The sequence below is a fragment of the Phaeobacter italicus genome (genome assembly GCF_019801785.1).
Taxonomy (GTDB): domain Bacteria; phylum Pseudomonadota; class Alphaproteobacteria; order Rhodobacterales; family Rhodobacteraceae; genus Phaeobacter; species Phaeobacter italicus.
Genome location: NZ_JAHVIJ010000003.1, coordinates 503708 through 530428, shown reverse-complemented (window position 1 = coordinate 530428; position 26721 = coordinate 503708). Strand labels below are relative to the sequence as shown.

Below are 26721 nucleotides of genomic sequence, written 5' to 3'. Positions count from 1 at the left end.
ACCGAATGGCAGCTTTCGGGCCTTTCAGCAAGAAACTCAAAGTGGAAAAGCCAGCGGTCCGCCCCCCCGCCAGCGTGACCAGCTACCGTTTATAGGCTGCCTGATCTTGGAGCTTGTGTGTGTGCCGCATAGCCTGAAAGGCGGGCAATTTAGTTTAGGCGAAGCTCTGCCATCAGTATACTTCTCTCGTGCGTTTCTTGTCCAGTGCGATGGAAAAATCGAAACCTTTCCAATCCGTGAACCAAAATGGCGAAGCTGATTTGATGGCGCGGAAATCCGTGACCGAATGTCCGTAAACGCGCGCAAGGCGATACTTGGTTCGAGCCGAAACGAAGGGACAGCAAGCGATATCCAGATAAGCCATCAAGGGTTCCGCCTCGTTGTGAACATAGGCTGCCCGGGTCTTCACTCTGGTTACAAGAGCCTCTTCTAAGGCTTGACGAAACTTCGAATATCTCCGTTTTCTGGTCGCGTAGCTCAAACCAACGGTGACCGCGAAGTAGTCAATCTCAATGGTCGCCGTGTAACTATTGCCTTGACCGCTGTTCTCCATTCCAAAATAGCCAGCCAGCGCTTCTTCGGACACGAGATACTCCCGCCCGAGCTTTCTTAACGCCAAAATTAAGTACATCACCTCAATGTTAGGCTGCCCTTTCGTAGAGGTTCGCCGTAGCTGTCGCGTAATATTGTCGAAGATGTACTTGAATACTTGGTGTTTAGTATCTCGCGCAACACCTGCTTCGTTCATTTGATCGACCATTATGGAAACCAAACGAGCAAGCCGGATCGAGATGTTTACCCTTGGATCCGCAGCGTAAACAAAGAACGAAAACTCCAATATTCCAATGAGGGCTTGAGTCAGTTTTCGCTCGTCCCTCAGAGATTTCAGTGTTTGCTCGTTTTTCAGAAAAATCTTTGAAGTGTTCCTCTCAAGTGCCGCAAAAGAGTAGTTTAGGATATCCTTGTACTCGACGCCGGTCTCATGCAGGACACTTTTAAAGCCGACGATCAGGTTATTGGATCGAACTCTTGGTGTGAATTTCTTTACCTTCGCTCCCGATCCGCTTGGGTCATCTACCTCTTTTTCATAGATTTCGATGCACTCTCCAAGCAATGAACGAACACGGTTCTTGGCGATTGTGAGATGCGTGATAATTGGTTTTCTTATGACGGTAGATTTCGACGTATTGACGCCAAGCTTCAGTTCTTTCAGTGCGATCCCGAGTTGCCTTTCGACGTGCCCCAAATCGACTTGAGATGTGCAGAAAACAAAGTAGTCGTCCACATACCTGAAAGCTTGATAGTCGTCTCGGTGGCGGCACCCATGAACTTCGAGCATTGAACGCTGAAAACTCCTGTCAGCGTACTGCAAAATAACCTCAGCAAATATTCTGGAGAACTCTGGGCCAATAACAATACCGTTGGTCTCGCCTTGGTTCATTTCCTGCATAAGCCTATCAAACCTACCCCCGAAGGTGTTTCTCGATTCATCCAGAAAGTCTTTAGCCGCTGCGGTTCCCAAAGTGCTCCAAGGCAACGAATGTGTGTAGATGCTATCGAAGCATTTTGAGACGTCTAGCCGGAGCAGGAGGTCGAACTTCTTCTCCGCGTTATGGTACTTATAGTGCTCGAAGAACTTAAAAATATTGCTATAGCTTCTGTAAGAAAAGAACGAACCGAGGTTCTCGTATTCTTTTGAGTTTTGTTCAACGGTGTCGGCGACTGCTGATCGGCGCTCATAAAACAAACGATCAGAAAACTTCACGGTCTTGGCCACCGACGCGGGATACCGAATCGAAAACTCACTTAGGCCTGCATAGTAGATTATGTTGGCGCTATTCAGATTGTAAAAATGCGCGACAGCCAGCTGATTTCTCGGATGGATTACAGACAGCCTGCGGAACTCGCGCTCTTTATGCGCGATATCAAAACCATAAGGCTTCGTCCGCATAGCGTGCTCCGAAAGCTTCCATTCTCTCTTTGATATTGCTTTTCCGTCTCGGAGAAGATTACTTTGCGTTGGGTTCTCGATGGTTCTCCGGTCTCTTTTCGCTGGCGGTGAAGCCAACGGGTGCTTTTGGCAGGTTTTGAATAGTAGTTGAATCACCTCGTCCAATCGATCATCGGGGCACTCCCAAACAACAAATGTATCTCGACCTCTTTGCTCGAGTCTCACATCGTACTTGGTAACAAAGTCAAAGAAACCCCCGTTGCTGAAAGTCGGTGGAACTTCGAATGGATGAACGTCAGAGAGTATCGGCCTGTGGTAGCTATAGTTTGCCGGGATTGAGCGCTTATTGACCATACTTCCAAGCCTTTGTTATTTCTTCAAATTCATCTTGCCGATGAAACCGGCGGAATACTCTTTCAGAGTAGCCTTTTTGAAATGAGTACTGTCGAAGCTTGGCCCTTAGATTTGCGCTGTGTGTTTGCTTGTGAATATGGGTAGCGAGCGCATCATCTAGTCTCTTAAGTTGTGACAAGTCTGTCAGGTGTGGATTGCTGAAGTAGATGCCGACAAAGGCATTTTTTTTGCTGTGCGTTAGCTGCGTGTTACCCGTGAGGTACTGCACCCGCTTTACGAGCAATCTATAGGCTTTCTTTGGATTTCTGGCCCGCTGCCGATCATACCTTGTGAAACTCGCGTCGATCCTTTTCTTGTATTTCTGGAATTTTGCGTCGCTCATTAAGACCTTACAAGAGGTGCGAAGCACCTCTCGAAACTCGTAACCCAAATATGTCAGCTCCGTATCGGGCGGAGCTTCCCTTGATTTTGTAGAGTTTACGACCAGCCTTTTTCGCCTGAGTTCCTCGACTGCTTTCTTACGATAGCCGTCGGTAGTAGAACCTTTCGTGGGTGCAAAAAGTACAATGATGTCGTCAACATAACGCGCATAGAAAGCGACTTCTTCCAGTGTCGATATGCGGTCATCAAAATCCCGCATGTATAGTTCTGACAGGATGGCGCTGAGGCCTACACCACGTGGCAAACCCCGCCCAGGTGTTCCAGCAACTGCGGCATAGTCCCAAAGAAGGCGTTCGATCAGACGCATTGTAGTTGCGCTTATGAGTTGATCAGACTTCAGCTTGGTAAGCAAAACAGAGTGGTCAACCGACTCGTAGAACTCTTGCACGTCCAGTTTGACCACGTGGTACGGAAATCCGTCACTCAAACAGTCGCTCAGTTGTGTTACAATTTGATTTCTATTCGCTTGCCTTACCTTGTAGATTCTGGAGATGTTGTTGGCGATTTGTTTGATCGCGTAGTAGCTCTGCGCATAGGCATCTACGGGTGTTTCAGGAACGACATAGACAGGCTTTCCACTGGGGCCTCCCACCCTGCGTATGCTAATCCTAAAGCTCTTCTTTGATATTTCATCCGAGACGTTTGCTAAGCATGAAAGCAACTCTTGATCCCTTGCTTTCCTAGCATTTTCACGATCTTCTTTGAGTGCGTCAAAAATCGCTTGGTCAGCTACCGAATACTTGTGTTTGTGAGTGGCTCGGAACTGTTTGGTCGCCCTTATGCAATCTTTTAGCTCTTCGGTGGCAACCAGAACGGAAGGAAAAAACTCGAGACTCTTGTTTGAGCCTCGCCTGTTTTCGATCTCTGTAATTTTTCTTAGGTTCTGTGGGGAGAATGATTGATCAAACACGTAGTATGCAGCCCTGATGAACGCCTTATCACCGAAGCACACCTCATAATTGAGCGGGTTGCAACCAAGTAACGCTTAACCTTGGTGAAAAGTCCGAAGGCAATGGTCTGGGCAGAACTGGAACGCCATAGCAGTCATTCGATCCGCCGCAGCCAAACGGCAGCTGTGGGCCGGGAGCGACGGCCGCCGCTGCCTGCCAGGCGCACGACCCACTGCGCCGCCGCATGTCAGCTCCAAGCCTTAAGCAGTCAATCGGAAACCGCGACTGCGGCTCGGCTGCCTCGCTATTATGAGCCGACTATTCCTTTTCTTCTGCATCCCCACTTTTTCGTCCATCTTCCATTATGATCTGGTCCAAGAGACGCCGAATGTGAACACTTGGGTAGACCGCGAACCTATCGTTGCGCGCGTCCGTCACAATCCCATCGAAGCGGAGATGGCGTTCGGATGCAGCATCGTGAACGATCGAAAAAACGGGGGAGCCGCTCAGGCCGTCTGGATCGGTGCTTAAGCGTGTCGACTGAGAATGTTTCACAAACATGTCTCGGTTATCGATATCCATCAGGGCGGGTCCATCAGGCTCAAGATCCTGCCGAATCCACTTGTTTACGAAGCGCTGACATTCCCCTTCTTCATTGATATCGGCGCCGAATGACTCCGTCGGGTATCCGATCAAGAACGAGTAGTCGACGGTTAGTTTGGGATCGTCTGACCATCGAACAGCACTTAGATCGAGCGTTGCAATGTTACGTTCACTAGCCCGCTCATCGAAATCGAAGATGCAGAGGTCCTGTAGCGACTTATACTCCTTTTCTTCGATGAGTGGCTTGAGCGCGTACGCGGGGGGGATAGCAATCGTGCGTTCGCCAGTCGATGCTAGAACAACGAACTTTTCTGGGAGAGGCTTGTCGCCCCCATCACCGACTTGATGGCCGGTCGCGATTGCGAGAGCCAAATCTTGATACCTGCATAGAAACGCAGTGCCGAACGTCCGTAACTCCCAAGATTCGTCTTCAGTTGAGAAGAGAGCGGGCCGCACAAAGCGCTGCATAGCATCCGGCGCATTCTTGAACGGTAAAAATGTCCCATTAACGGCAACGCTCATCTTCGCGTCGGCCATTGCCCATGTCGTGATCGTCATTCCCTGTAGGTCTCCGAGGCCAATCGAGCGCTACTGCGACTTTAGGGGAGCCGCTTACCCTCTTCTAGCTCTTTGCTGACAGCATTAACCTAGACTGGCGTCAAAGACTCCTGAAAATGCGATTGACAGCTTTTGTCCGCACTGCTGCCCTTGGGGCACTGGACTATGATGCGCGGTGCCATGAAGGTCCGGTATAGGAAGCCGCGCTGCAGCAAAGCCGAACCTGGCGAACGTCCGTAGGGGTCCGGTCACGTCTTTTGGCCTGGCTGGCCGCTGCGACTTTGCAAAGGGTGCTATTGCGCATAGCAGTCGAATACACGTGCCCCGCCCCCAAGTCTCAAGTGGTGGAGCACGAGGCGATAGTCGATGCCGCAATCAGTCACAAGCGTTGGACAACTCACAACAGGCCCCGCAATCCTGCCCGCCCCAACACGGAACCCCAACATCTTCACGAGTACCGTGTAACAACTTGTAATTTAATACTTTCTCAAACCCTCCACCCCATCCATCATGGGTGCCACGCTCAGGCGGGCGGCGCGGGGGATGTTTTGTGTTGATGCTGTGTCTGCCATGTCTGCACCAGGTCCTTGAAACGCGTTGCGCGGATCCTTGCGTCCGGGCGGCGGCCCGGCAAGGATCATGAGGTCGGTCGGCTATCTCGCACAAATCGACCTGAAACGGAACGGCAAAAGATCTGCTGCGGGCAAGCGCGCCCCTCTCAGCTGCCTGCAAAGGCGAGGACGGTCATGGCTGGCAGGCGCAGGATGTCCTGGGCCAGGGCAACACGCTCGGGTGTGTAATAGCCTTCCTCGTGGAGGATGTTCACCGTGGCAACCATCGAACCCCGCAGAATGACCGGCAGGTTGATGACGGACCCGCAGCCGAGCTGGCCGATCAGGTCTGCGTCGGGAAAGACCGTGTCGATATCGGCAAGGGTATTTGAGACAAATGTCTCGTGGCGGCCATGGACCTGTTCGAACCAGCGGTTCATCTCGATCTCTTTGGTGCCGGTTGTGGGGTAGTTTTGCGGATCATCGGTGTAGGTGCGGCAGGCAAGCATGGCATCCATGTCTGCGGTCATCACGGTAAACAGCTTGGCGCCGACCGTGGCCTTTGTCAGCGCGCACAGCGCGTCATAGGCGGCGGTTGCATCCTGCGCCTCTGCCATGGCCTGCTCAAATGCCAGGCGGGCGGGTCGTGTATCAGTCATATCCTAGTCCTTGCGGTCAGGGTTGCCGCCTGAAGCGGCGTAAAGGGATTGGGTGTAAGGGTCTTGGAACCGGCCGTCATGCAGCGCGCTGGCCGGGGCAATTTCAACGATACGCCCCTTGTGCATCACTGCCATGCGATCACACATGAAGCTGACGACAGGCAGGTTGTGGGTGACCATCAGATAGGTCAGCCCCTGCTCGCGGCGCAGTTTCTTGAGCAGATTGAGGATCTCGGCCTGCACGGACACGTCGAGCGCCGATGTCGGCTCGTCCAGCAGCATGACCTTGGGCTCCAGCATCAATGCACGCGCGATTGCGACCCGCTGGCGCTGCCCACCAGAGAGCTGATGCGGATAGCGAAAGCGGAACCGGCGGTCGAGCCCCACAGCCGCCAGCATGTCCTCGACCCGCGCATCGCGGTTGGAAATGCCGTGGATCTTCAGCGGCTCACTCAGCACACGGTCGACGGATTTGCGCGGATGCAGCGAGCCATATGGATCCTGAAACACCATCTGGCACCGGCTGGCAAACCCATGATCGACACTATGTCCGCGCGGCTGCCCCAGGACGGTGATCTCTCCCGTCCAGTCGGGGGCAAGCCCGGCGATGGCCTTGAGGATGGTGGATTTTCCTGAGCCGCTTTCACCGACGAGGGCAAAGCTCTCTCCCTCGGCCACATCGAAACTTGCCGCCTCAACCACCTTGGTGGGCCCATAAGAGATATCAAGGTTTTTCAGAGAGATCGCTGTCATGTGCCGCTCCATGCGCTGCGGTCAAGAACGGGAAGTTCCTCCCGGGTTTCTTCCATCCTGGGCACCGCCGCCAAGAGGCCGCGGGTATAGGGATGGGTGGCATTGTGCAGCTCGCTTGCGGCGCAGCTTTCGACCACCTGACCTGCGTGCATCACCAAAATGCGGTCGCAGTAGCGCGCCACCAGATTGAGATCATGAGAGATCAGGATCAGCCCCATGCCCTTGTCGCGCACCAATTCGTCAATCAGGTCCAGCACCTGGGCCTGTACAGAGACATCAAGCGCCGATGTCGGTTCGTCCGCAATCAGCAGATCAGGGCGCGGGATCAACATCATTGCGATCATGATCCGCTGCCCCATGCCGCCCGATACCTCATGCGGATAAAGCGCCATCACCCGCTGGGGATCGTTGATGCGAACCGCTTCCAGCATTTGCAGCACCCGCGCCTGAACGTCACGACGGGCAAGCCGTTCATGCGTCCGCAGCGCCTCTGCGATCTGTTCGCCAATGGTCATCACAGGGTTCAGCGAGAATTTGGGATCCTGCATGATCATGGAAATCCGCGCCCCGCGCAGATCCCGCATCCGCCGTTCTGACAGGCGGCGCAGATCGATCCCGTCAAAGGTCATCTTGTCCGCGTCCTGCTGGCCCGGTCTGCGCACCAGGCGCAGGATGGCACGGCCGGTCATGGATTTGCCCGATCCGCTCTCTCCGACGATGCCGAGACGTTCACGTCCAAGTGTGAAGGACAGCCCCTTGACCACCTCAACCCGCCCCTTGGGGGTTGGAAAACTGACCCGCAGGTTTTCAAGTTCCAGCAAAGGCGATTGGCTCATGATTTGCCTCCCTGTTTGGGGTCCAGCACATCGCGCAGCCCGTCACCCAAAAAGCAGAAGCCGAGAGAGACCACGATGATGGCAAAACCCGGCATGGTGGCCACCCACCATTGATCAAGGATGAACGCGCGCCCGCGCGAGATCATGGCGCCCCATTCCGGCAACGGCGGCTGGGCCCCCAGACCAAGAAAGCCAAGGCCCGCGGCGGTCAGGATGATCCCGGCCATATCCAGTGTGACGCGCACGATCATCGATGAGGTACAAAGCGGCAGCACATGGTCGGTGATGATGCGCGCATGGCTTGCGCCCAGCAAACGCATGGCCGAGATGAATTCGGCATTGCGAAAGGTCAGCGTCTCGGCCCGTGCGATACGTGCGTAGGCCGGCCAGGAGGTGATTGCGATTGCGATGATTGCATTCTCGATCCCCGGCCCCAGCGCCGCCACAAAGGCCAGCGCAAGGATGAGCTTGGGCATCGACAGGAACACATCCGTGACGCCCATCAGAACCTTGTCCGTCCACCCCCCGAAATATCCCGAAACCGCCCCGATCAGCAGGCCAAGTGGCGCCGCGATCACCGCCACCAGCGCAACGATCATCAAGGTGATCCGCGCGCCGTAGATCACACGGCTGAAGATATCGCGCCCCAATTCATCCGTGCCCATCCAGTGGGTCGAGGACGGCGGCAAAAGCCGTTGAGACAGGTTCTGGCCCAACGGGCTGTGCGGCGCGATCCACGGTGCAAAAACCGCAGCAAAGATCAGGGTCAGCAGGATCACCGCGCCAATCACCGCAAGCGGGTTGCGCATCAACAGGCGTATCATCCTGTAGCCACGCCCCAGCGACGCCTGCACACGCGATGTGGGAGAGTCGTCAAGCAACCAATCTGTCATCGTGGTCATCGCCCCCTCCTATCGGCTGCGCGGGTCGAGCATGCGATAGAGCACATCCGACAGTTTATTGATGAGAATGAACACCGCACCGATGACCAGCGTCGCCCCGAGGACCGCGTTCATGTCGGCATTGAGCAGCGCAACAGTCAGGTAGTTGCCGATACCCGGCCAGCTGAAGACGGTTTCGATCATCACAGAACCTTCAAGCAGCGCCGCATAAGACAGCCCGATCACCGTGATCAGCGGTACGCGAATGGGGCGGAAGCCATGGGTCCAGATCACCCGCCACTCTGCCACGCCCTTGACGCGGGCGGTGGTGATGTACTCCTGCCCCAGCTGATCAAGCATGAAACTGCGGGTCATGCGGGCGATGTAGGCCAGAGAGAAAAACCCCAGAATGGTGGCAGGCAGGATGAGGTGATCAAGGGCGTTCCAGAACACCTCCCAGTCGCCAGCCAAAGCGGAATCGACCAGCATCAGACCGCTGCGCGGCTCTACCAGACCTTCATAAAAGATATCGACACGCCCCGGCCCGGACACCCAGCCAAGGCCCGCGTAAAACACCACCAACCCCACAAGGCCAAGCCAGAAGGCAGGCACGGAATATCCCAGCAGCGCAAAGACCCGGATCAGGTGGTCGATCCATGTGCCCTGCCGTGCAGCAGCCCACACCCCAAGCGGCACCCCCATGCCCACCCCGATGATGATGCCGAGGGTCGCCATTTCCAGCGTCGCGGGAAACACCCGCGCCAGATCTTCGGCGACCGGGCGGTTGGTGGAAACGGAATGGCCAAGGTTGCCCTGAAAGACATCACCGACATAGGCCAGAAATTGCACCGCAAGCGGACGGTCCAGCCCCATCGCGACGCGGGCGGCATCGTATTGCTCCTGCGTTGCCCGGTCCCCGACCACGGATAATACCGGGTCAATCGGGATGACCCGGCCAATGAAAAACGTGATCGCCATCAGCCCGACAAAGGTCAAAAGCGTGACGATCGCAAACCCTCCCAGCGCGCCAACAGAGCGGCGAAGGGCGGCGGGGGAAGACTGGATCCTGCTCAAGCTCTCTCCCTTTCCGTTTTGGCCAAACAATTGAAAATCAAACGCTTAGCGCGGTTTACCACCAGCGCCAAACCGGCTGGCGGGCGCATCTCTCGGCTTCAGGCATAGAGGAATTTTGACAAGTTGCAAAAAATATTTTTTGCGTCACAAAAATTTTTTTTGTAGCGTGAGACGGAGAGACCCACCCGAACCCCGCCAAAGCCCCTGCTTTGGCCAGGCCGGGAAATCCAAGAGTAAAGAGCGAGAATGCCACAGGAAAAAACGATCCAGGAGCCCAAGGTTGGACCCACGATTCGCAAGCGCCGCAAGCAGCTGAACATGACGCTTCAGGCGCTTTGTGATGGGTCCGGTGTGTCGGTTGGCTACCTCAGCCAGGTCGAACGCGACAATGCCACCCCGTCCCTTGGCACCCTTGCGCAGATCGCGGCGGCGCTGGAGGTTGGTCTGGATTATTTCATCTCGGCTTCAAAGCCCTCTGACGGGCTGACCCGCGCCGGGTCTCGCCCCCTGTTTGCGCTCGACAATTCCTCGCTGCGCTACGAAGCGCTGGGGGCAGAGTTTCCCGGCTCTGAAATGTCGAGCTACGTGCTGCATATTCCTGCGGGATACACGTCGGAAACCGTGAGCCATGAGGGTGAAGAGATCATCTATGTGCTTGACGGGGAAATCGAGCAGACGCTGGGCGATCAGACATTTCGCATGACGGTTGGAGACTGCCTGCATTATCGCGGCGACACCCCTCACGCCTGGCGCAACCCCACCGAACAGACGGCTCGCATCCTGTGGACGGGCACCCTGACTGTGCTGAACCGCGCGGGCGCAATTGATCTGCCGGAGCTTTCCCAAAAACCCGAGGCGTGACCCGCCCGGCATAACACCATTTCCAACAAGGAGACGATTTGATGAAACATCTGAAGACAGCGCTTTTGGCCAGCGCGATGATGCTGCCAATGGCGGCCCCTGCGGTTTTTGCCAAGACCCCGGACAATGTGCTGGTTGTTGCCCAGAACATCGACGATATCGTCGCCATCGATCCCGCGCAGGCCTATGAGTTCACCTCGGGCGAGTTGGTGACCAACCTCTATGACCGTCTGGTCCAATATGATGCCGAAGACACCACCGTTCTGGCGCCGGGCCTTGCGTCGGAATGGTCCACGGATGAAGCGGCAAAGACCATCACCTTCACCCTGCGCGATGGGGCGACCTTTGCCTCTGGCAACCCGGTCACGGCAGAGGATGTGGTCTATTCCTTCTCGCGCGTTGTGAAGCTGAACCTGACCCCGGCGTTCATCCTGACCCAGCTTGGCTGGAACGCCGACAATATTGCTGAGATGGTGAAGGCCGATGGCAACACCGTCACCATCACATACGCTGGTGATTTTTCCCCCGCCTTTGTTCTGAACGTGCTCGCAGCACGGCCCGCCTCTATCGTGGACAGCGTTCTGGTGCGCGAAAACGAAGTTGACGGTGACATGGGCAATGCGTGGCTGAATGCCAATGCAGCGGGCTCTGGTCCCTTTACCCTGAAACGCTATACCGCCGGTCAGATGGTCCGCATGGAAGCCAACCCGACCTATTTCAACGGCGCCCCCGAGGTGGACAGCGTGATCATCCGTCATGTGGCGGAAAGCGCGACCCAGCAGCTGCTGCTGGAACAGGGTGATGTGGATCTTGCCCGCAACATGACGCCCGATCAGATTGCATCGCTCAGCAGTGATGAGATCAAGGTTGAAACCTTCCCGCAGGCGGCGGTCCATTTCCTGTCCTTTAACCAAAAGACAGACAGCCTGACCAACCCGGCGGTTTGGGAAGCCGCGCGGTATCTGGTGGACTACAAAGGCATGACCGAGACCATCATCAAAGGTCAGATGGATGTGCATCAGGCCTTTTGGCCCAAGGGGTTTCCCGGCTCATATGATGAGACGCCATTCTCTTACGATCCGGAAAAAGCCAAAAGCATTCTGGCAGAGGCCGGCATCAACAGCCCGATCACCGTGTCGCTTGATGTGATCAACGCCGCCCCCTTCACCGATATGGCGCAATCGCTTCAGGCGAGTTTTGCCGATGCGGGTATCAACTTTGAAATCCTGCCCGGCACCGGCAGCCAGGTCATCACCAAGTACCGCGAGCGCAGCCATGAAGCGATGCTGCTTTATTGGGGTCCGGACTTCATGGATCCGCATTCCAACGCCAAGGCGTTTGCCTATAACTCCGACAATTCGGACGACAGCTATGCCGCGACCACCACATGGCGCAATGCCTGGGCTGTTCCGGCGGAGATGAATGAAAAGACGATGGCGGCCCTGTCAGAGGGCGACGCAGAGACCCGCTTGCAGATGTACCGCGAGTTGCAGCAGGAGGTGCAGGCCAGCTCTCCCATCGTGATCATGTTCCAGGCCGCCTATCAGGTTGCGATGGACAAGGGTGTCACCGGCTATGTGAACGGCGCGACCTCTGATTTCGTGTTCTACCGTCTGGTCGACAAAGACTGATCCGGAACCTGAGCCGGGCTGCCTGCGATGGTGGCCCGGCCTTCCCATTGACTGAAGCCACTCCCCTTTTCCAACATCCGGAGCCCTAGATGAGCGCCTATCCCCTCACCGATACCCGCCTGGCCGCGTTGCGCGCCCGCATGGAGCAGACAGGCACCGATCTTGTCGCGCTTGGCCCGTCGAGCCACATGGCCTGGCTCACCGGCGTGCACCCCCACGGCGACGAACGGCCCGTCATGCTGATGGTGAGCGCGGACTACGCGGGATTTCTGATGCCTGCGCTTAATGCCGCCGCGGCGCGCCAGGATACCGATCTGCCCTTTCACAGCTGGAGCGACGATCAGGGCCCGGAGGCTGCGTTGGAAGAGGTTCTGGCCGCATGTGGGGCCACGCGCGCGGATCTGTCTGTGGTTCTGGATGAAACCATGCGCTCGGATTTCTCGCTGCGTCTTCTGGCGGCGCTTGAAACCCCGCGCCATCGTTTCACCGAGGACACTGTCGGCCTGTTGCGCACCCGCAAGGACGATCAGGAGGCCGCTGCCATCAAGGCGGCGCATCTGGCCAACGACACGGCGGTAAAGGCCGCCTTCAACGCCCTAGCCGAAGGTGTGAAGGAGCGCGACATCGTCGAAATCATCAAGGCGGAATATGCCGCCCTCGGCGCGACGCTGGAGTTCTGCTCGGTCTGTTTTGGTGCCTCCAGCGCATTTCCGCATCACACCCCCGGCGAGACGCGGCTAGAGCGCGAGATGGCAGTGCTGATCGACACCGGCTGCCGTCTGGTTGGCTACCCATCCGACATGACACGCTGCGGCTATTTCGGCACGCCAACCGATGCCTACGAAGAGGTCTTTGCCGTGGTGGAACAGGCGGTTCAGGCCGCTCTTGCCGCAGCCAAACCGGGTGCGCGGGCCAGTGACGTGGACAAGGCCGCGCGCGATGTCATCACAGCCGCAGGTTATGGCGACCGGTTCCTGCACCGCACCGGGCACGGGCTTGGGGTTGATATCCATGAACCCCCCTATATCGCCGCCAATTCAGACCGCGTGCTGGAGGTCGGCAACGTCTTTTCCATTGAGCCCGGCATCTATCTGGATGGCGCATTCGGTGTGCGCCTTGAAGAGATCGTCATTCTGCGCGACAGCGGCGCTGAGGTGTTTTCGCAGATGCCGCGAGACATGAAGCGGCTGAGCTGACCCTTTCGGGCGGGGCCGCGCTGCGGCCCTGCCCTTTCTCATGTCATTGGTTTTTGACGATGTGTCGCCGCGCCTCAACCCACGCGGCGCAGCAGCCAGATAAAGAACCCACCCCCGACAAAGCCCGTGACAACACCGATGGGCATGTCCTCTGGTGCCATGATCGTGCGGGCGGCAATGTCTGCCCAGATCAGAAACAACGCCCCCAAAAGCGCCGAAAGCGGCAGCACCCGGCGATAATCACCGCCCACCATCAGCCGGGCGATATGGGGGATCATCAGCCCGACAAATCCGATCAGCCCCGAGAATGCGACCATCGTCCCGGTAACGAGCGCGCCCAACACAAAGATCTCCAGTCGGAAGCGGCGCACCGCAATGCCAAGGGTCGCGGCGGTTTCATCCCCAATTGTCATCGCATTGAGATCGGAACTGCGCAGCCAGAACCACAGCCCGCAGGGCACAAGCACCGCTGCCGGGTAGATCAGATGCGACCACTGCGCCAGCCCAAGCCCGCCCAGCATCCAAAAGACAACAGTGTGCGATGCGCGCGGGTCCCCCAGAAAGATCAGGAGGTTGGCCCCTGCCATGATGACAAAGGAAACAGCCACCCCCACCAGAATCAGCCGATCAGCGCTGGTTGCGGCCGCAAATCGGACAACCGCCAGAACCAGAACCGTGGCCCCAAGGGCCCCGACAAACGCCATCAGCGGCACGGTCAAAAGCCCCAGAAACAGGCCCGTGTGCAGCAACGCAAGGATTGCGCCAAAGGCAGCTCCGGAGGAGATCCCCAGAAGGTGCGGATCAGCGATCGGATTGCGGGTGACAGCCTGCAAAGCCGCCCCCACAATCGCAAGCCCTGCCCCCACAAGCGCCGCCAAAAGCGCACGAGGAAAGCGGATATCCCAGACGATGGCAGCACGCCCCTTGGACCAGCTGGGCTCTACCAACCCCGGTGCAACCGCATCAACCAGCACACCCCAAACCGTGGCCAGCGGGATCGATACCGCCCCGACCGATACAGCGAGACAGATGGACAGCACCAGCACCAAGGTGCCGCAGACACCCCAAGGCAGCGCGGCCCCGCGTCGCCCCATTCCCAGCGGACGGTGTGTTGTGCTGTCACTCATGTCTCAACCCTCCTGAGGGATGCGCTGTCACTGCGGCCAAAAGGCAGCCGCGAGTTTCTTGATCGCCTTGATATTGCGCGGACCCGGCGTAGCCTCGACATATTCAAGCGTGACGAACCGGTCGTTTTTGACTGCGTCGATTTCGGCAAAGGCGGGATTGTTCATCATGAAGGCGCGTTTTTCTTCGGCGGTGACATTGCCGTAGTTCACGATGACCACGATTTCAGGGTTGCGCTCCACGACCTCTTCCCAGGTCACGGTTGCCCAGCTCTTTTCAAAGTCGTCCATGATGTTTGTGCCTCCCGCCGCCTCGATCAGGGCGGTGGGCATGGCATAGCGTCCGGCGGTGAACGGGCTTTCTTCACCGCTGTCGTAGACGAAGACACGCGGTGGTTTCTGATCGCCCGCGCGATCCGGCGCAAAGGCTGCCAGTTCGGCGCGATAGCCTTCGATCAGGGCCGTGGCCTTGTCTTCAACGCCAAAAATCTTGCCGAGGTTTTCAATGTCGGCGTACATGTCTTCCATCGACACTTTGGGTTTCTCGCCAATGTGGATGCAGCTCTCTGTCAGTTCATAAACGGCGATCCCAAAGGGCTGCAGCGTCTGCGGTGTCACCTCGCCGCCCACCTTCATGCCGTAGTTCCACCCGGCAAAATAGAAATCCGCCTCTGCCCCCAAAAGCACCTCTTTCGTGGGGTATTTCGCGCTCAGCTCTGGCAGTTGCTCGACCCCTGCGCGCATCTCCTCATCCAGGGTTTTCCAGCCGGAGATGCCGGTGTAGCCGACCATCCGATCCGCAAGCCCCAGAACCAGCATCATTTCGGTCAGGTTCACATCATTCGAGACTGCGGCTGTTGGCGGGGCCTCAAATGTCACCTGACGGTTGCAGCTATCGACTGTGGTTTGGGCGGCAACAGGGCCTGCAATTGCCAGGGCCGCGATGATCGGGAGGGTCAGTTTCATTTCAGATAGCCTGTGTCTGTGTTTGCAAGATGGTAGGTGAGATGCTGCCGCCCGCTGAGCGACAGCTGTTCGGCGTGCACATCGACGTCAAAAGCAGCCGACACCCGCGCAGGTGTGAGCACATCGCCCGGCGCACCAAAGGCAATGGCCTGCCCCTGACGCAGCAACAGAATGTCGTCGCAGAGCTCTGCCGCGAGATTGAGATCATGCAGCGAGGTGACGATGGTCACATCGAGATCGCGAATAAGGGTAATCACTTCAAGCTGATGGCGGATATCCAGGTGGTTGGTCGGCTCATCCAGGACCAGGATCTGCGGCTCTTGCGCCAAGGCACGCGCCACCATGCAGCGCTGTCGCTCTCCGCCGGACAATGTCCCAAAGGGGCGCTGTTCCAGATGCGCAAGATCAAGCCGCAAGAGCGCCTGATCCATCTGTGCATTGCAGCGCTGTCCGGGGCGCGCAAACCCCTGCCGGTGCGGGATGCGGCCCAATGCGACAACCTCCCTTACGGTGAGGGCGAAATCGGTCGGCTGCTCTTGCAGGACCGCCGCAACCCGCCGCGCCGCGGCACGTGCGGGCATCTGCCAGATGTCCTGCCCATCAATCATGATCCGCCCCCCAAGAGGACGCGCCCACCGGTAAAGAAGTCGCAGCAACGTGGTCTTGCCTGCGCCATTGGCGCCAACAACACCCAGCACCCGCCCCGCAGCCAGCTGAAAAGACACCGGTTGCAGGATCATTGGCTGCGTCGCACTGGGCCCCCAGCACACGGTGTCGACGGTCAGACTTGCCGCCCGCAAATCAGCCACCATCAGTGACCACCTCGCTGGCCGCGCGGCCTGCGCACCGTATGCAGGGGCACCGCCCACCGCAGGATTTCAGGACGGGCAAAGCCGCGGTCGCAGCCAATATCGCCCCCTGCGCAGATCAAATCTCTGCGCGTCCAATCACATAGCATTCTGCCCTCCGCAGAAACGCGTGACATCAGACGAAAACGTGATGCTGTGGCAGCGCAAGCGCAGCACACCAAGCTATTTCGTCCGGACGCCCCGCCCGGGAAAAAATATCTTGATGGCAGGTCTCCTGACTTGCGGATCAACGCGCCCTGCCCCTTCCCGGCCCGGTGGGCCAGTGGTTTCGGCAGAGAGCTCCTCGCTCACAGTTGCGGGGGCAGTCACGGATTTGGTCCCTTTTGGGTACGCCGCACCGTGTTCCCTTTTCATCCCGGATTGCCTGAGGCGTCGCGAGAACCATCTTTCGCTGGTCTGGCGATCACCGACGTTTCTGTCAAGGGGGTTTCAGTTGCAGCCTTGACTGGTTCAGCTGGGCTGGGTGTCACCACCGGCAAAGACCTCTGCCAAGAGCCCCCCACCGTTTTCCAGCCAGCTTTGCTCGGCGGGGCGCAGCAATGTGGACATGCGCTTGCGGTAGGCTGTCATGTCAGCCTCGGACAGAATGCCCCGCCATTTCTGTGAACTGGCACTGTGGAAAAACCCACGATCCTCGCGCCAGAACCCCTCTCCTGCGGACAGGGCAAAGCGGTCGGCATTGGCTTTCATGTTGTCAAAGCGGGCCGCCGCGATCAGGTCGGACATCACCGCGGGCGGATGGGCGATGGACAGGTGATCCGCGATGTGCCCCACGGCCCACGTCAGATCGCGCATCATATCGGCGTAGTGCAGCGAAAGGTGATTGGGCGCATGGCGCCGCGCAATTGCGCTGTGGAAATGATCCACGATCGAAACCAGACTGGCGCCATCGCGATGGTCTCCCTCCAGAAAGATCGCAAACCCCTCGCGCGGGTCCAGCGGGAAGATGTCGCTCAGCACCGGTTCGCGCATGTTGGCCACGTGGTTGCGAAAGGAAAAATGCACGTCGATCGGATGGCGAAACACCGTGATATAACGCAGATCAGGCCAGTATGGGATCCCGTCTAGCGGCGTGTGCGTCTTGACCTGCCGCCTGCCAGGCTGCGCGTTGAGCCCCGCAACAAGGGCATCCTGTTCGGCAGAGGTTACATCCAGCCAGGGCGCCTTGCGTGAGAGCGCCGCATCCACGCCCGGATCTCCAGACATCAGCAACGCAAGAATGCCCTGGGTCCAGGTCGTGCCGGACTTGGGCGGTGTGGACACCACCACATCGCCCGCGCGGGGCTCGAAACTCTGCCAGCGGCTCGGATCAGCGATCTTGCCGCCATAGCGACGGGAGGGTGGACTGGCTGGGCGTATCATTCCAAAATCAGACCACAGAAACAACCAAAGCGCGAGCCACATTTTGGGTGGCCAAACCGCGTGCCGCAACAACACCTGATGCCCAGCGCGCAATACGCACCAAGACTGGCGAATTGGCTATGGCGCGGCAGGGACCGCTCGGCAAGACCAAGAAATCAACGTGAATTGCGGCGGAAGGTCATGATTATTTCTCCACCTTTACCAATCGATAACCCGCACATCCATAGATTGCAAACAACTCAATCTTCCCCTGATGCAAAAGATTATCCTGCCATGACAGTTTCCAAAATCGCTTTTATTGACAGTTCCATAGCGGATTTTCACACACTGCTCGCCAATCTCCCTCAGGATGTGGAGGCCATTCCGCTTGATCCTCGCCGCCCCGGCCTGTCCCAGATTGCGCAGGCGCTGGAAGGCCGTGACGGGATCACCGCGGTTCATATTCTCTCTCACGGGGCTGATGGGACGTTGTTTTTGGGCAATGACTTCCTGACGGCCAGAACGCTGAAACAGGCACCGGACGCCTGTGCAACAATCAACCGGGCGCTCGCTGCGGATGCGGACATCTTGATTTACGGTTGCGAGGTTGCCGCGTCCGAACGTGGAGAGGCGTTTGTCGCAGCCCTCGCAGAGGCCACGGGCGCCAATATCGCCGCCTCACGCACCCTGACCGGGGCGGCACAGCTGGGCGGGGATTGGCAGCTGGATCTGCAGATCGGTGCAATCACAACACCTGTCGCAATCTCTGCCGCTGGCCAAGCCGCGTTTCAAGGGGTGCTCTCGACGACGATCAACTATGCATCAAACACTGGAGGAGCAGTTAAAGCAGAGTGGGTCGACGGGACATCTGGTGTCACCGATGCCCCCGGAATTACCCTAACACTTGACTACGGCTACGGCGATGAAGCCGACGGACTGTTTACCAACCTGTCGCTGGCAGGGCTCCCCGGACAAGGCGTGGTAGCTTCGGACGGCAATCTATCCTTCGATGGATTCAGCAACGGCTTTCAATTGGCCGGATCTGCGAATTTCAGCTTCGAAGGCTTCGAGGTCGTCGGCCGGGGCCAAGCACTTACTGACCAGACATTTACAATCCGGGGATATGATGCTTCCGGAAATGCGGTTGTCTCGCAGGTTTTGACATGGACCGCAGCTGGCTCGAGCGCATACCAAACGTTTTCCTACGAGTCTGGTGGCTGGACAACCAATACAGCATGGCAAGATGTGCGCAGGATTGCCGTCGACTACACCAATGATCCCGATTTCCAGGAATTTGCGGTCATCAATATCACGGTTGGCGATGCCGTCGGTCCGGCCAACACGGCTCCTGCACTCGGCGGCACCCCGGCCGATGACACGGCGACAGAGGACGTGGCAACCGCGATTGACCTGTCCGCCTATAACCTTTCGGACGCAGATGGAGATGACATCACCCTGACCCTTGCGGTTGACCGTGGCACGATCAGTTCGGTTGACGGCAACGGCATCTTTGCCGGGGTGACGATTGCAACCTCTGGCACCACGTCGATGACGCTACAGGGCACAGCAGCAGCCCTGAATGCGTATCTGGACGACACCAGCAAGATCACCTTTACCACCGAGGCAAATGACGTAACCACTGCCGTTCTAACCGTAACCCCCAATGACGGCACCAGTGACGGTGCGGCCGATACGGTCAACATTTCCATCCAGCCAGCAAACGACGCGCCGGTTCTGGACACGACGGCCAGCCCCACACTTGCCGCGATCGACGAGGACGCCGGCAATGACAATGGCAGCGGCGCCGACGGGGATGATGATGCCACAGACAATGCCAACAACCCCGGAGCAACTGTCGCCGCCCTGGTGGTTGATGGAAGCATCTCAGATGTCGATGGCAGCGCGGTAGAGGCAATTGCCGTCAGCCAAGTCGATAACACCAACGGTGTGTGGCAGTTTTCCACCAATGCAGGCGCCAGCTGGAGCGACTTTAGCGCGACGACGGGCCAGGTGGTGTCGCTCGCTGGTGCGGCGCGGTTGCTGGATGGCACGGCTGGTGGTGCCAGCACGCACCTGGTTCGCTTTGTTCCTGATCAGAACTACGTCGGCCAGGCCACGCTGACGATCCACGCCTGGGACAAAACCACTGGATCGGCTGGCGGTATCGCGGATCTGACTTCACCCGGTGGAACAACTGCATTTTCCACCGCAAGTGACAGCGTCACAATCACAGTGAATGCAGTCAATGACGCCCCCGTTTTCAATGGTTTGGACGCAAACCCCACCTATTCTGAGGGCGGCAGCGCTGTTGTTCTGGACAACAATGTCACCCTTGGCGACGCCGAACTCTCCGTTCTTAATGGCGGTCTTGGTGATTTCAATGGCGCAGTCCTGACCATCTCCCGCAATGGTGGCGCCACTGCGACTGACAGCTTTGGCTTTGAGCTGTCCACTGCGGGGTTCACTGTTGTTGCCAATCAACTGCAATGGAGTGCCGCGCCAATTGCCACCTTTACCGAAGGGGGCGGCCAGCTGCAGATCACCTTCCTTTCGACGGCGACCTCGGCCCAAGTGAACAACGTCCTGCAGCACATCACATATGCCAACTCCAGCGATGACCCGAACGCCAGCGCCGAACTGAACTGGGTGTTTTCTGATGGCAATTCAGGCACCCAGGGCAGCGGTGGCGCCCAGACGGTAACGGCCACGCAGACCGTCGCGATTGGCGGGGTAAATGATGCCCCAACCCTAAGTGCGACTGGCCAAAATCCAACCCATGTAGAGGGTGCCGGTGGAAGGGATCTGTTCAGCTCTGTCACCTTGAGCACTGTTGAACAGGTTGACCGGCTGGATGGGCTGACACTTACCGTCACGAATGTTGCGGATGGCGCGGCTGAGATCCTGTCCCTTGACGGCACGGATATTGCGCTCTCCGACGGGACGACCGCCACAACAGCAACAAACGGATTAGGAGTGAGCGTCTCTGTCACCGGCAGCACAGCCACGCTCAGCTTTTCTGGTGCAACGCTGACGGCGGCGCAGGCGCAGACCTTGATTGACGGGCTGACCTACCGCAACACCTCTGACGCGCCGACCACGGTTGCCAATCGGGTCGTTACCATCACCCAGCTTGTCGACACCGGCGGCACGGCGGGCGGCGGCAGCGACACATCCGCCCCCAGCCTCACCAGCACTGTCAGCCTCACCGCCGTGAATGACGCCCCGACCTTGCAGAACCTGCAGGGGGATGACAGCGCCGTGGAACCCGGCCAGCACGCGGCCATTGATCGCGGCGGCGACGTCTTGCTCGGCAATCCTGATACCAGCGACTACTCAGGCGGCGTTCTGACGATCGCCGACAGCGGTGCTGCAAACTCTGCCAGCGGCAGTTTCTCGGTCAATGGCACAACTGTGACCTCAGGCGGGGATGCCGCGCTTTCCGCAGGAGAGACGATCGCCGTGGGTGGCACCACCATTGGCACCGTACATGCAGCCAACGACGGGCAGGACGGGCGCATGTTGCAGATTGATTTCACAACCGCTGATGCCTCCAACGCCAATGTGCAGGCGCTGATCCGGGCGCTGACTTGGGGGGCGGCCTCCGGGACGGGCCAGCAGACATTCACGCTGACCCTGAACGACGGGGACGGAACGGCAAACGGCGGCGCTGAAGAGACCACTGCCGATTTCACCATGTCGCTCGGCAATCGGCCGGTCATCGCCAATCTATCGGGGGATAGCGTCGCCTTTGTCGAAGATGGCGGTGCGGTCCTGCTGGATGCCAATGCGGATGCAGCCGTTAGTGATGCGGATTCAGCCAACTTCGACGGAGGGAGCCTGTCGCTGGCCTATGTCAGCGGTCAAACCACGGACGACCGCCTTGTGATCGACACATCCGGCGCTGTCAGCCTGTCTGCCGCGCAGGCCGCGAATGTGACGGTATCCGTGGGCGGCACTGTTATCGGCACCCTGCGGGCGGGCGCTGCTGGCGGCGCGAGCGAGGCGCTCGTCATTGACCTGACGGCGGATGCCACCCCTGCCCGCCTGCAGCAGCTGATCTCAGCCCTGAGCTACACCAACATCAGTGAGGACCCCGACACCAGTGACCGGGTGCTCTCTCTCACGGTGGTGGATGACGCAGGTCTCACGTCTGATGTCGCGGCGCTCACCGTCAGCGTTGCAGCACAACATGACGCCCCGACCCTCACGGCAACGTCGGAAAACCCCGGCTATAGCGAAGGCGCAACCGCAAGCGATCTGTTCTCCTCGGTCACAGCCGATGCAATCGAGAACGGGCAGACATTTACCGGGCTCACGCTGACCATCGACAATCTTGCAGACGGCGCGGCCGAGATGCTCCAGATCGACGGCAGCACGCTGACCCTCACCCACGGCACCACGCTGATGACTGCAACCAACAGCCTGAGCGCCTCTGTGACCGTCAGCGGGACCACCGCAACGGTCACCATCAGCGGGGCAACCCTCTCAGCAGTGGATCTGCAAGCGCTGATCGACGGGCTGGCCTATCAGAACACATCCGACAGCCCGCAGGATGGCAGCACAAGGGCCGTGACCATCACCGGGCTGACCGACAGCGGCAGCGCCACGGGCGGCAACAGCAACGCAGCCACGCTTTCGCTGACGTCAGTCGTTACCCTGACGGCGGTAAATGATGCCCCGGATATTGCAAATATCACCGCCCCTATCGCGGGCCAGGTGGTGGCGGGCAGCGGGGCACAGGCCGTGTCGGGGTTGGCTGGCGTCACGGTCTCTGACGTCGACTCGCCCGATTTCAACGGTGGCACCCTGGTGTTGCAGCAGACCAGCGGCACCAGCAACGGCAGCTGGGGTGTCGACGGAACCGTGGTCACAGCCTCCGGAGGCGCAACGCTCAGCGCTGGGGCAAGCCTCGCCATCAACGGCACGGTGATTGGCACGGTAGACGCAGTGAGCGATGGCCAATCCGGAAGCGCGCTGTCGATCTCTTTCACCACGACGGATGCCACCCCCGCTGACGTGCAGCTTCTGTTGCAGAACCTGACCTATGCTGCGCCCACCGGGGTTGAAACGCGCAGCTTCTCCCTGACCCTGACAGATGGGGACGGTACGGCAAACGGCGGTGATGCGGATGTGAATGTTCCCTTCTCGCTTCAGGTGACAAGCCAGCCACCCGAAATCACCAATCTGAACGGCGACACCGTTACCTTTGTGAGGGGACAGGCAGCCGTGCAGCTTGATGCCGGCAGCGATCTGAGCGTGAGCGACCCTGACAATGCGGATCTGGGGCAGGCCACCCTCACCGTTTCGCCGGAAAGCGGCGCGCAGGGTGGCGATCTTCTGCTGGTTGATACCACCGGCACCGTCACCCTGTCGTCGGGCCAGACCGATGGCTCGGTCATAGCCGTGGGCGGAACCGACATCGGCACCATCAGCGCAACGGGCACTGGGGGCGATGGCGAGGATCTGGTGATTGTCCTCATGGCGGGAGTGGCCTTTTCCCAGGTCGAAACCCTGTTGGAGGCACTGAGATTTGACAATTCCACCGGCAGCGCCGCCCCGCTTGGCAGCCGGAGCGTCGGTATCCGGCTTGACGCAGCAGATGGCGCCACATCCGACGTGTCCCTGATCACGGTCACTGTCACAGCGCCGCCATCCCCTGGCGGAGGGGGCAGCACACCCCAGACGCCGATCGATGTGACCGGTGGCAGCGACGGCGAGACGTTCGATGGCACCAACCTCAACGATACAATCAATGGCGACGGTGGTGACGACCTGATCCGTGGTGGGCTTGGCCAGGACTCCCTAACGGGTGGCATCGGCAACGACACCATCCGCGGCAATGCCGGCGAGGATGAGCTGTTCCTTGGGTCCGGCAATGACAGCGGCTTTGGGGGCGACGGCAATGATCTGGTGCTTGCGGGGCCGGGGCAGGATCTTGTGCGCGGCCACCAAGGCAACGATACATTGCACGGGGGCAGCAACGCCGACACCATTTTTGGCGGTCGCGGGAACGACAGCGTCTTTGCGGGCAAAGGCAATGACAATGTCTATGGGCGTGCGGATGATGACCACCTTCGCGGTGGCTGGGGGGATGACACGATCCATGGTGGGACAGGCAGCGACACCATCCTTGCAGGCCAGGGCCACGACACGGTCTATGGCGGTGAAGGATCGGACCGGGTGCGCGCGGGCTGGGGCGACGACAAGGTGTCTCTCGGCCTTGCGGATGATCACGTCTTTGGGGGCAAGGGCGATGATACGCTGATTGGCGGCATGGGGCAGGACACGCTAAACGGCGGCGCTGGAAATGACCGGCTGCGCGGAGGCGCCGACAGCGACACATTCATTTTTGCCAAAGGGCGCGGCATGGATACGATTGCCGACTTCGACGCCACGATGGATGTGTTGGAACTCAGGAACTTTGGGTTTTCCTCGACGCAGGAGGCGTTGTCGTTTGGGGCGCAACAGGGCGATGATTTCGTCTTTAGCTTCGATGATGGCAGCGGCCTTATCCTGCGCGACGTGTCCGAGACAGAGCTGAGCTCTGTCATGATAATTCTCTAAGGGATAAAACCGCAGGGCCGCCGATCTGGCGACCCTGCTTTGTTCTGTGCGCTTTGCCCCTGTTCAGGCAACGCGAAGCTGTTTTTCCGCCGGACGCATTTCAAGGCGGTAGGCCTGACAGGTTTCGCCCGCGACCTCGAACCGTGGTCCCGCGGGGGAGAGATCGAACCCGACCTTGAGCGTCAGCAAGGCTGCGGTGACAGAGGTGAGGCACAGGAAAGAGCGAACCTGCCACGTGCGGGACAGCCGAGCGAGATTCAACGCCATTTCCCGCCGCACGACGCGCCTTTCCCGGCTTGGGATGTCTTCGGACACAAAGACACGGGTGATTTCCCAGATCCCCGGATCCCGTGGGGCTGGTTCATCCAGAATATTTTCTGGCAGACCCGGCAAAAGACCAAGCTGGGCGTCCCGTAGCATGTAGCTGGCATTGATGCTTTGCGCGGTTGTTGGCGTCAGACGAAAACCTGCCTTGATGCCCTCACTGTCATGGATCGCACAATAGACGCTTTCCGGCGTATCATATTGATCAAACTCCATGCCGCGGGTCTGCGGCAGGTGCCAGTCGTGGCGCTCAATGAAATGATGATGGCGGGCACGCAAAAGCCCGGTGAACAAGCCACCGGTCTGATCAAGGTTATCAAATGTAATATGTGTGGACTGCATCGCGTTACGGTCACTTTCAAATCAACACTGGGATTTAAAACCCCCTAAAGTTGACTAAAAAATTTCCATAAAACGGTGAAAGAATGGTAAATAAGACAAGAAAAAGGCGCCACGGGGGCGCCTTTGCGCGTTTTCAGCGCAAATTTAAGTTTTAAAGGATCGCGGTTTCGTGCCTAAACCGCCTTCTGCATCTCGCCTTCTGATTGCTGAATGACCCGCTGAATTTCTGCCAAAAGCACGGCTTTTCTCACTGGTTTAGCGATATAACCCACAGCACCCAGCCCCAGATAGGTTTCGCGGTCTTCGGTGGCGGCATTCGCCGTCAGCATGACAACAGGCGTATTAGCGATGCGCGGCTCGCTCTTGGCCATCTGGATCAGCGTTTCCTTGCCGTCCATGACCGGCATCCGCATATCCAGAAGAACAAGATCAACCTCTGTCTCGGCAAGACAGGCCAGCGCCTCTGCGCCGTTTTCCGCTTCCAGAATTTCAACATCACTGCCCTGCAAGAAGGCGCGCACAACGCGACGGTTCGAGGCGGTATCATCGACCACCAGCACACGGCATTTGCCCAACTCAGCCTCTGCCCCATTGGGCGCTGCTGGCTGCGGCGTGATCTTGGTCGGCGGCTCGACAGCGCGGATATCGCAGGTCAGCGTGAAGCGGCTGCCCTCTCCCAGCTGGCTGGACACCACCAGATCGCCGCCCATGTTCCGGGCCAGGCGGCGCGCAATTGACAGGCCAAGACCAGTACCAGGCACGCTGGGCGCGTCCTTGTTTTCGGCGCGGAAGAAATCGGAAAAGAGCTGCGTCAGATCCTGTTCGGACATGCCGCGGCCGGTGTCGTTCACGTTGACGACCAGCCGCGTGCTGTCCTCGCCCGGCCGGGCCGCCACATCAACTTTGACTGCGCCCTGTTCGGTGTATTTCACCGCATTGGACACAAGGTTGGAGATGATCTGGCGCAGCCGCAAAATATCACATTCCGCATATTTCGGCACGCTGTCAGCAACATGTAGGCTAAGATCCAGCGCCTTTTCCTCGGCGCTGAAACGAAACACTTCGACCGCCGAGGCGATTTCAGCATGGAGATCGGCAATGGTGGGTGTCAGCACCATGTGACCGGATTCGATCTTGGCATGATCGAGAATATCATCGAGCAGATCCGTGAGCGCCTGCGACGACGTGGTCAGCAAGCGGCCATGTTGCATCAAGTCAGCCGGATCTGCGCGCCCCTCGGCGATCAACTCGGACATGCCGCAAATCGCATTGAGGGGGGTTCTGATCTCATGACTCATCGATGCAAGGAAACGGCTTTTGGCCTCGCTTGCAGCCTTGGCATCGGCCAGTGCCTTGCGCAGATCATTGGCCATCCTGTGCTGGCTCCAGATCGCAAACAACGTGTAGGCGGACCCGATCGCCAGGATCACGACGGCAAAAATGATCTCAGCGCGATTGCCGACAGACAGCAGGGTTTCGCCAACAAGAAATCCCAAGACCCCGATGATGGGCAGCGCCGTCAGCAGGCCAAAGAACATCCATTGCGAGCGCGCCACTACACAGTGATTGAGCGCGATCACAAGGAGCATCGCCCCCATCAGTTTCGCAAATCCGTCAGGTTCCAGAAACAGCAGAAGCGGGATGGTGTTGAAGGTCCAGACCCCGATAAAGGCAGAAATCACGAACAACGCGATCCCCGCCAGGGTCACCTTGCGGCTGAGTTGATGATACACACGAATGCCGATCAGTTCGATAATGATGTAAACAAAATAGACAGCTGCAACCTGGGCAAATGACAGGTAGTACAGGGAAATAAGCGACACGATTGTAATCGAGGCAAAGCGTGATGGCAGGTCCTCCTTGACCAGCTGGTTCTGGGCGGACACATCACGACGCAAGCTGGGCGTAATCGTCAGCATTGCCAATTTTCCGTAATGATCAGCACCTAAAAC

Annotated in this window: 18 protein-coding genes and 1 riboswitch; of the genes, 4 read left to right on the top strand and 14 right to left on the bottom strand. The window is 58.4% G+C overall.

What is annotated here, in order from left to right; translation table 11 throughout:
- Window positions 1-172: 172 nt before the first annotated feature.
- From drt3b to KUV39_RS10095, 8 genes are all read right to left on the bottom strand, one after another.
- Window positions 173-2305: an antiviral reverse transcriptase Drt3b gene (gene drt3b / locus KUV39_RS10130; protein ID WP_222459692.1), complete on the bottom strand. Its 2133-nt coding sequence runs from the start codon at window positions 2303-2305 to the stop codon at window positions 173-175.
- Entirely contained in the window at window positions 2295-3656 is a 1362-nt protein-coding gene (gene drt3a / locus KUV39_RS10125) for an antiviral reverse transcriptase Drt3a (protein ID WP_222459691.1), read from the bottom strand. Before drt3a ends, drt3b begins: the two co-directional genes overlap by 11 nt.
- 298 nt (window positions 3657-3954) lie before the next feature.
- Window positions 3955-4797, bottom strand: a complete 843-nt coding sequence (locus KUV39_RS10120) for a hypothetical protein (protein ID WP_222459690.1) — start codon at window positions 4795-4797, stop codon at window positions 3955-3957.
- 718 nt (window positions 4798-5515) lie between these two features.
- Window positions 5516-6007 (bottom strand): GAF domain-containing protein, encoded by a 492-nt coding sequence (locus KUV39_RS10115; protein WP_168578204.1) that lies wholly within the window; start codon window positions 6005-6007, stop codon window positions 5516-5518.
- A 3-nt stretch (window positions 6008-6010) separates the two neighbouring features.
- On the bottom strand, window positions 6011-6760 hold the full coding sequence (locus KUV39_RS10110; protein WP_046211202.1) for an ABC transporter ATP-binding protein: 750 nt from the start codon (window positions 6758-6760) through the stop codon (window positions 6011-6013).
- Entirely contained in the window at window positions 6757-7596 is an 840-nt protein-coding gene (locus KUV39_RS10105) for an ABC transporter ATP-binding protein (RefSeq protein ID WP_008560923.1), read from the bottom strand. The genes KUV39_RS10110 and KUV39_RS10105 overlap by 4 nt, the downstream gene beginning before the upstream one ends.
- On the bottom strand, window positions 7593-8498 hold the full coding sequence (locus KUV39_RS10100) for an ABC transporter permease (RefSeq protein WP_222459689.1): 906 nt from the start codon (window positions 8496-8498) through the stop codon (window positions 7593-7595). The genes KUV39_RS10105 and KUV39_RS10100 overlap by 4 nt, the downstream gene beginning before the upstream one ends.
- Before the next feature lie 9 nt (window positions 8499-8507).
- Window positions 8508-9551, bottom strand: a complete 1044-nt coding sequence (locus KUV39_RS10095; RefSeq protein WP_222459688.1) for an ABC transporter permease — start codon at window positions 9549-9551, stop codon at window positions 8508-8510.
- Window positions 9552-9797: 246 nt separating this feature from the next.
- On the opposite strand from KUV39_RS10095, the gene KUV39_RS10090 reads away from it, so the two are divergent.
- The 3 genes from KUV39_RS10090 (at window position 9798) to KUV39_RS10080 (ending at window position 13239) form a co-directional block, all read left to right on the top strand.
- Window positions 9798-10412 (top strand): helix-turn-helix domain-containing protein, encoded by a 615-nt coding sequence (locus KUV39_RS10090; RefSeq protein WP_222459687.1) that lies wholly within the window; start codon window positions 9798-9800, stop codon window positions 10410-10412.
- 41 nt (window positions 10413-10453) lie between these two features.
- Window positions 10454-12043, top strand: a complete 1590-nt coding sequence (locus KUV39_RS10085) for an ABC transporter substrate-binding protein (RefSeq protein WP_222459686.1) — start codon at window positions 10454-10456, stop codon at window positions 12041-12043.
- 89 nt (window positions 12044-12132) lie between these two features.
- Window positions 12133-13239 carry a M24 family metallopeptidase gene (locus KUV39_RS10080; protein WP_222459685.1) on the top strand — a complete coding sequence of 369 codons (1107 nt, stop codon included), beginning with the start codon at window positions 12133-12135 and terminating at the stop codon, window positions 13237-13239.
- 74 nt (window positions 13240-13313) lie between these two features.
- Here the strand turns inward: KUV39_RS10080 and KUV39_RS10075 are convergent, their stop codons facing one another.
- The 4 genes from KUV39_RS10075 to KUV39_RS10060 all read right to left on the bottom strand — a co-directional run bounded on the left by KUV39_RS10075 (window position 13314) and on the right by KUV39_RS10060 (window position 17560).
- A complete protein-coding gene (locus KUV39_RS10075) occupies window positions 13314-14366 on the bottom strand; it encodes a FecCD family ABC transporter permease (RefSeq protein WP_222459684.1) in 1053 nt (350 codons plus the stop codon).
- 27 nt (window positions 14367-14393) lie between these two features.
- Window positions 14394-15329: an ABC transporter substrate-binding protein gene (locus KUV39_RS10070; RefSeq protein ID WP_168578211.1), complete on the bottom strand. Its 936-nt coding sequence runs from the start codon at window positions 15327-15329 to the stop codon at window positions 14394-14396.
- On the bottom strand, window positions 15326-16141 hold the full coding sequence (locus KUV39_RS10065; RefSeq protein WP_222459683.1) for an ABC transporter ATP-binding protein: 816 nt from the start codon (window positions 16139-16141) through the stop codon (window positions 15326-15328). Before KUV39_RS10065 ends, KUV39_RS10070 begins: the two co-directional genes overlap by 4 nt.
- Window positions 16142-16385: 244 nt before the next feature.
- Window positions 16386-16599: riboswitch (cobalamin riboswitch) on the bottom strand.
- 49 nt (window positions 16600-16648) lie between these two features.
- Entirely contained in the window at window positions 16649-17560 is a 912-nt protein-coding gene (locus tag KUV39_RS10060) for a sulfotransferase domain-containing protein (protein ID WP_222459682.1), read from the bottom strand.
- A gap of 273 nt (window positions 17561-17833) precedes the next feature.
- Between KUV39_RS10060 and KUV39_RS10055 the strand changes: the two genes are divergently transcribed.
- Window positions 17834-24103 (top strand): DUF4347 domain-containing protein, encoded by a 6270-nt coding sequence (locus tag KUV39_RS10055; RefSeq protein WP_222459681.1) that lies wholly within the window; start codon window positions 17834-17836, stop codon window positions 24101-24103.
- 63 nt (window positions 24104-24166) lie between these two features.
- On the opposite strand, the gene KUV39_RS10050 is transcribed toward KUV39_RS10055, so the two are convergent.
- Together KUV39_RS10050 and KUV39_RS10045 are read right to left on the bottom strand one after the other, a co-directional pair.
- Window positions 24167-24769: an acyl-homoserine-lactone synthase gene (locus tag KUV39_RS10050; RefSeq protein ID WP_008561147.1), complete on the bottom strand. Its 603-nt coding sequence runs from the start codon at window positions 24767-24769 to the stop codon at window positions 24167-24169.
- A 173-nt stretch (window positions 24770-24942) separates the two neighbouring features.
- Window positions 24943-26688, bottom strand: a complete 1746-nt coding sequence (locus tag KUV39_RS10045; protein WP_222459680.1) for an ATP-binding protein — start codon at window positions 26686-26688, stop codon at window positions 24943-24945.
- Window positions 26689-26721 lie beyond the last annotated feature (33 nt).

Excerpts from the sequence above, each read along its gene's own strand:
- drt3b (WP_222459692.1), bottom strand. The coding sequence starts at position 2,305 with ATGGTCAATAAGCGCTCAATCCCGGCAAACTATAGCTACCACAGGCCG.
- KUV39_RS10120 (WP_222459690.1), bottom strand. The coding sequence starts at position 4,797 with ATGACGATCACGACATGGGCAATGGCCGACGCGAAGATGAGCGTTGCC.
- KUV39_RS10115 (WP_168578204.1), bottom strand. The coding sequence starts at position 6,007 with ATGACTGATACACGACCCGCCCGCCTGGCATTTGAGCAGGCCATGGCA.
- KUV39_RS10110 (WP_046211202.1), bottom strand. The coding sequence starts at position 6,760 with ATGACAGCGATCTCTCTGAAAAACCTTGATATCTCTTATGGGCCCACC.
- KUV39_RS10105 (WP_008560923.1), bottom strand. The coding sequence starts at position 7,596 with ATGAGCCAATCGCCTTTGCTGGAACTTGAAAACCTGCGGGTCAGTTTT.
- KUV39_RS10100 (WP_222459689.1), bottom strand. The coding sequence starts at position 8,498 with ATGACCACGATGACAGATTGGTTGCTTGACGACTCTCCCACATCGCGT.
- KUV39_RS10090 (WP_222459687.1), top strand. The coding sequence starts at position 9,798 with ATGCCACAGGAAAAAACGATCCAGGAGCCCAAGGTTGGACCCACGATT.
- KUV39_RS10085 (WP_222459686.1), top strand. The coding sequence starts at position 10,454 with ATGAAACATCTGAAGACAGCGCTTTTGGCCAGCGCGATGATGCTGCCA.
- KUV39_RS10080 (WP_222459685.1), top strand. The coding sequence starts at position 12,133 with ATGAGCGCCTATCCCCTCACCGATACCCGCCTGGCCGCGTTGCGCGCC.
- KUV39_RS10075 (WP_222459684.1), bottom strand. The coding sequence starts at position 14,366 with ATGAGTGACAGCACAACACACCGTCCGCTGGGAATGGGGCGACGCGGG.
- KUV39_RS10070 (WP_168578211.1), bottom strand. The coding sequence starts at position 15,329 with ATGAAACTGACCCTCCCGATCATCGCGGCCCTGGCAATTGCAGGCCCT.
- KUV39_RS10065 (WP_222459683.1), bottom strand. The coding sequence starts at position 16,141 with ATGGTGGCTGATTTGCGGGCGGCAAGTCTGACCGTCGACACCGTGTGC.
- KUV39_RS10060 (WP_222459682.1), bottom strand. The coding sequence starts at position 17,560 with ATGATACGCCCAGCCAGTCCACCCTCCCGTCGCTATGGCGGCAAGATC.
- KUV39_RS10055 (WP_222459681.1), top strand. The coding sequence starts at position 17,834 with ATGACAGTTTCCAAAATCGCTTTTATTGACAGTTCCATAGCGGATTTT.
- KUV39_RS10050 (WP_008561147.1), bottom strand. The coding sequence starts at position 24,769 with ATGCAGTCCACACATATTACATTTGATAACCTTGATCAGACCGGTGGC.
- KUV39_RS10045 (WP_222459680.1), bottom strand. The coding sequence starts at position 26,688 with ATGCTGACGATTACGCCCAGCTTGCGTCGTGATGTGTCCGCCCAGAAC.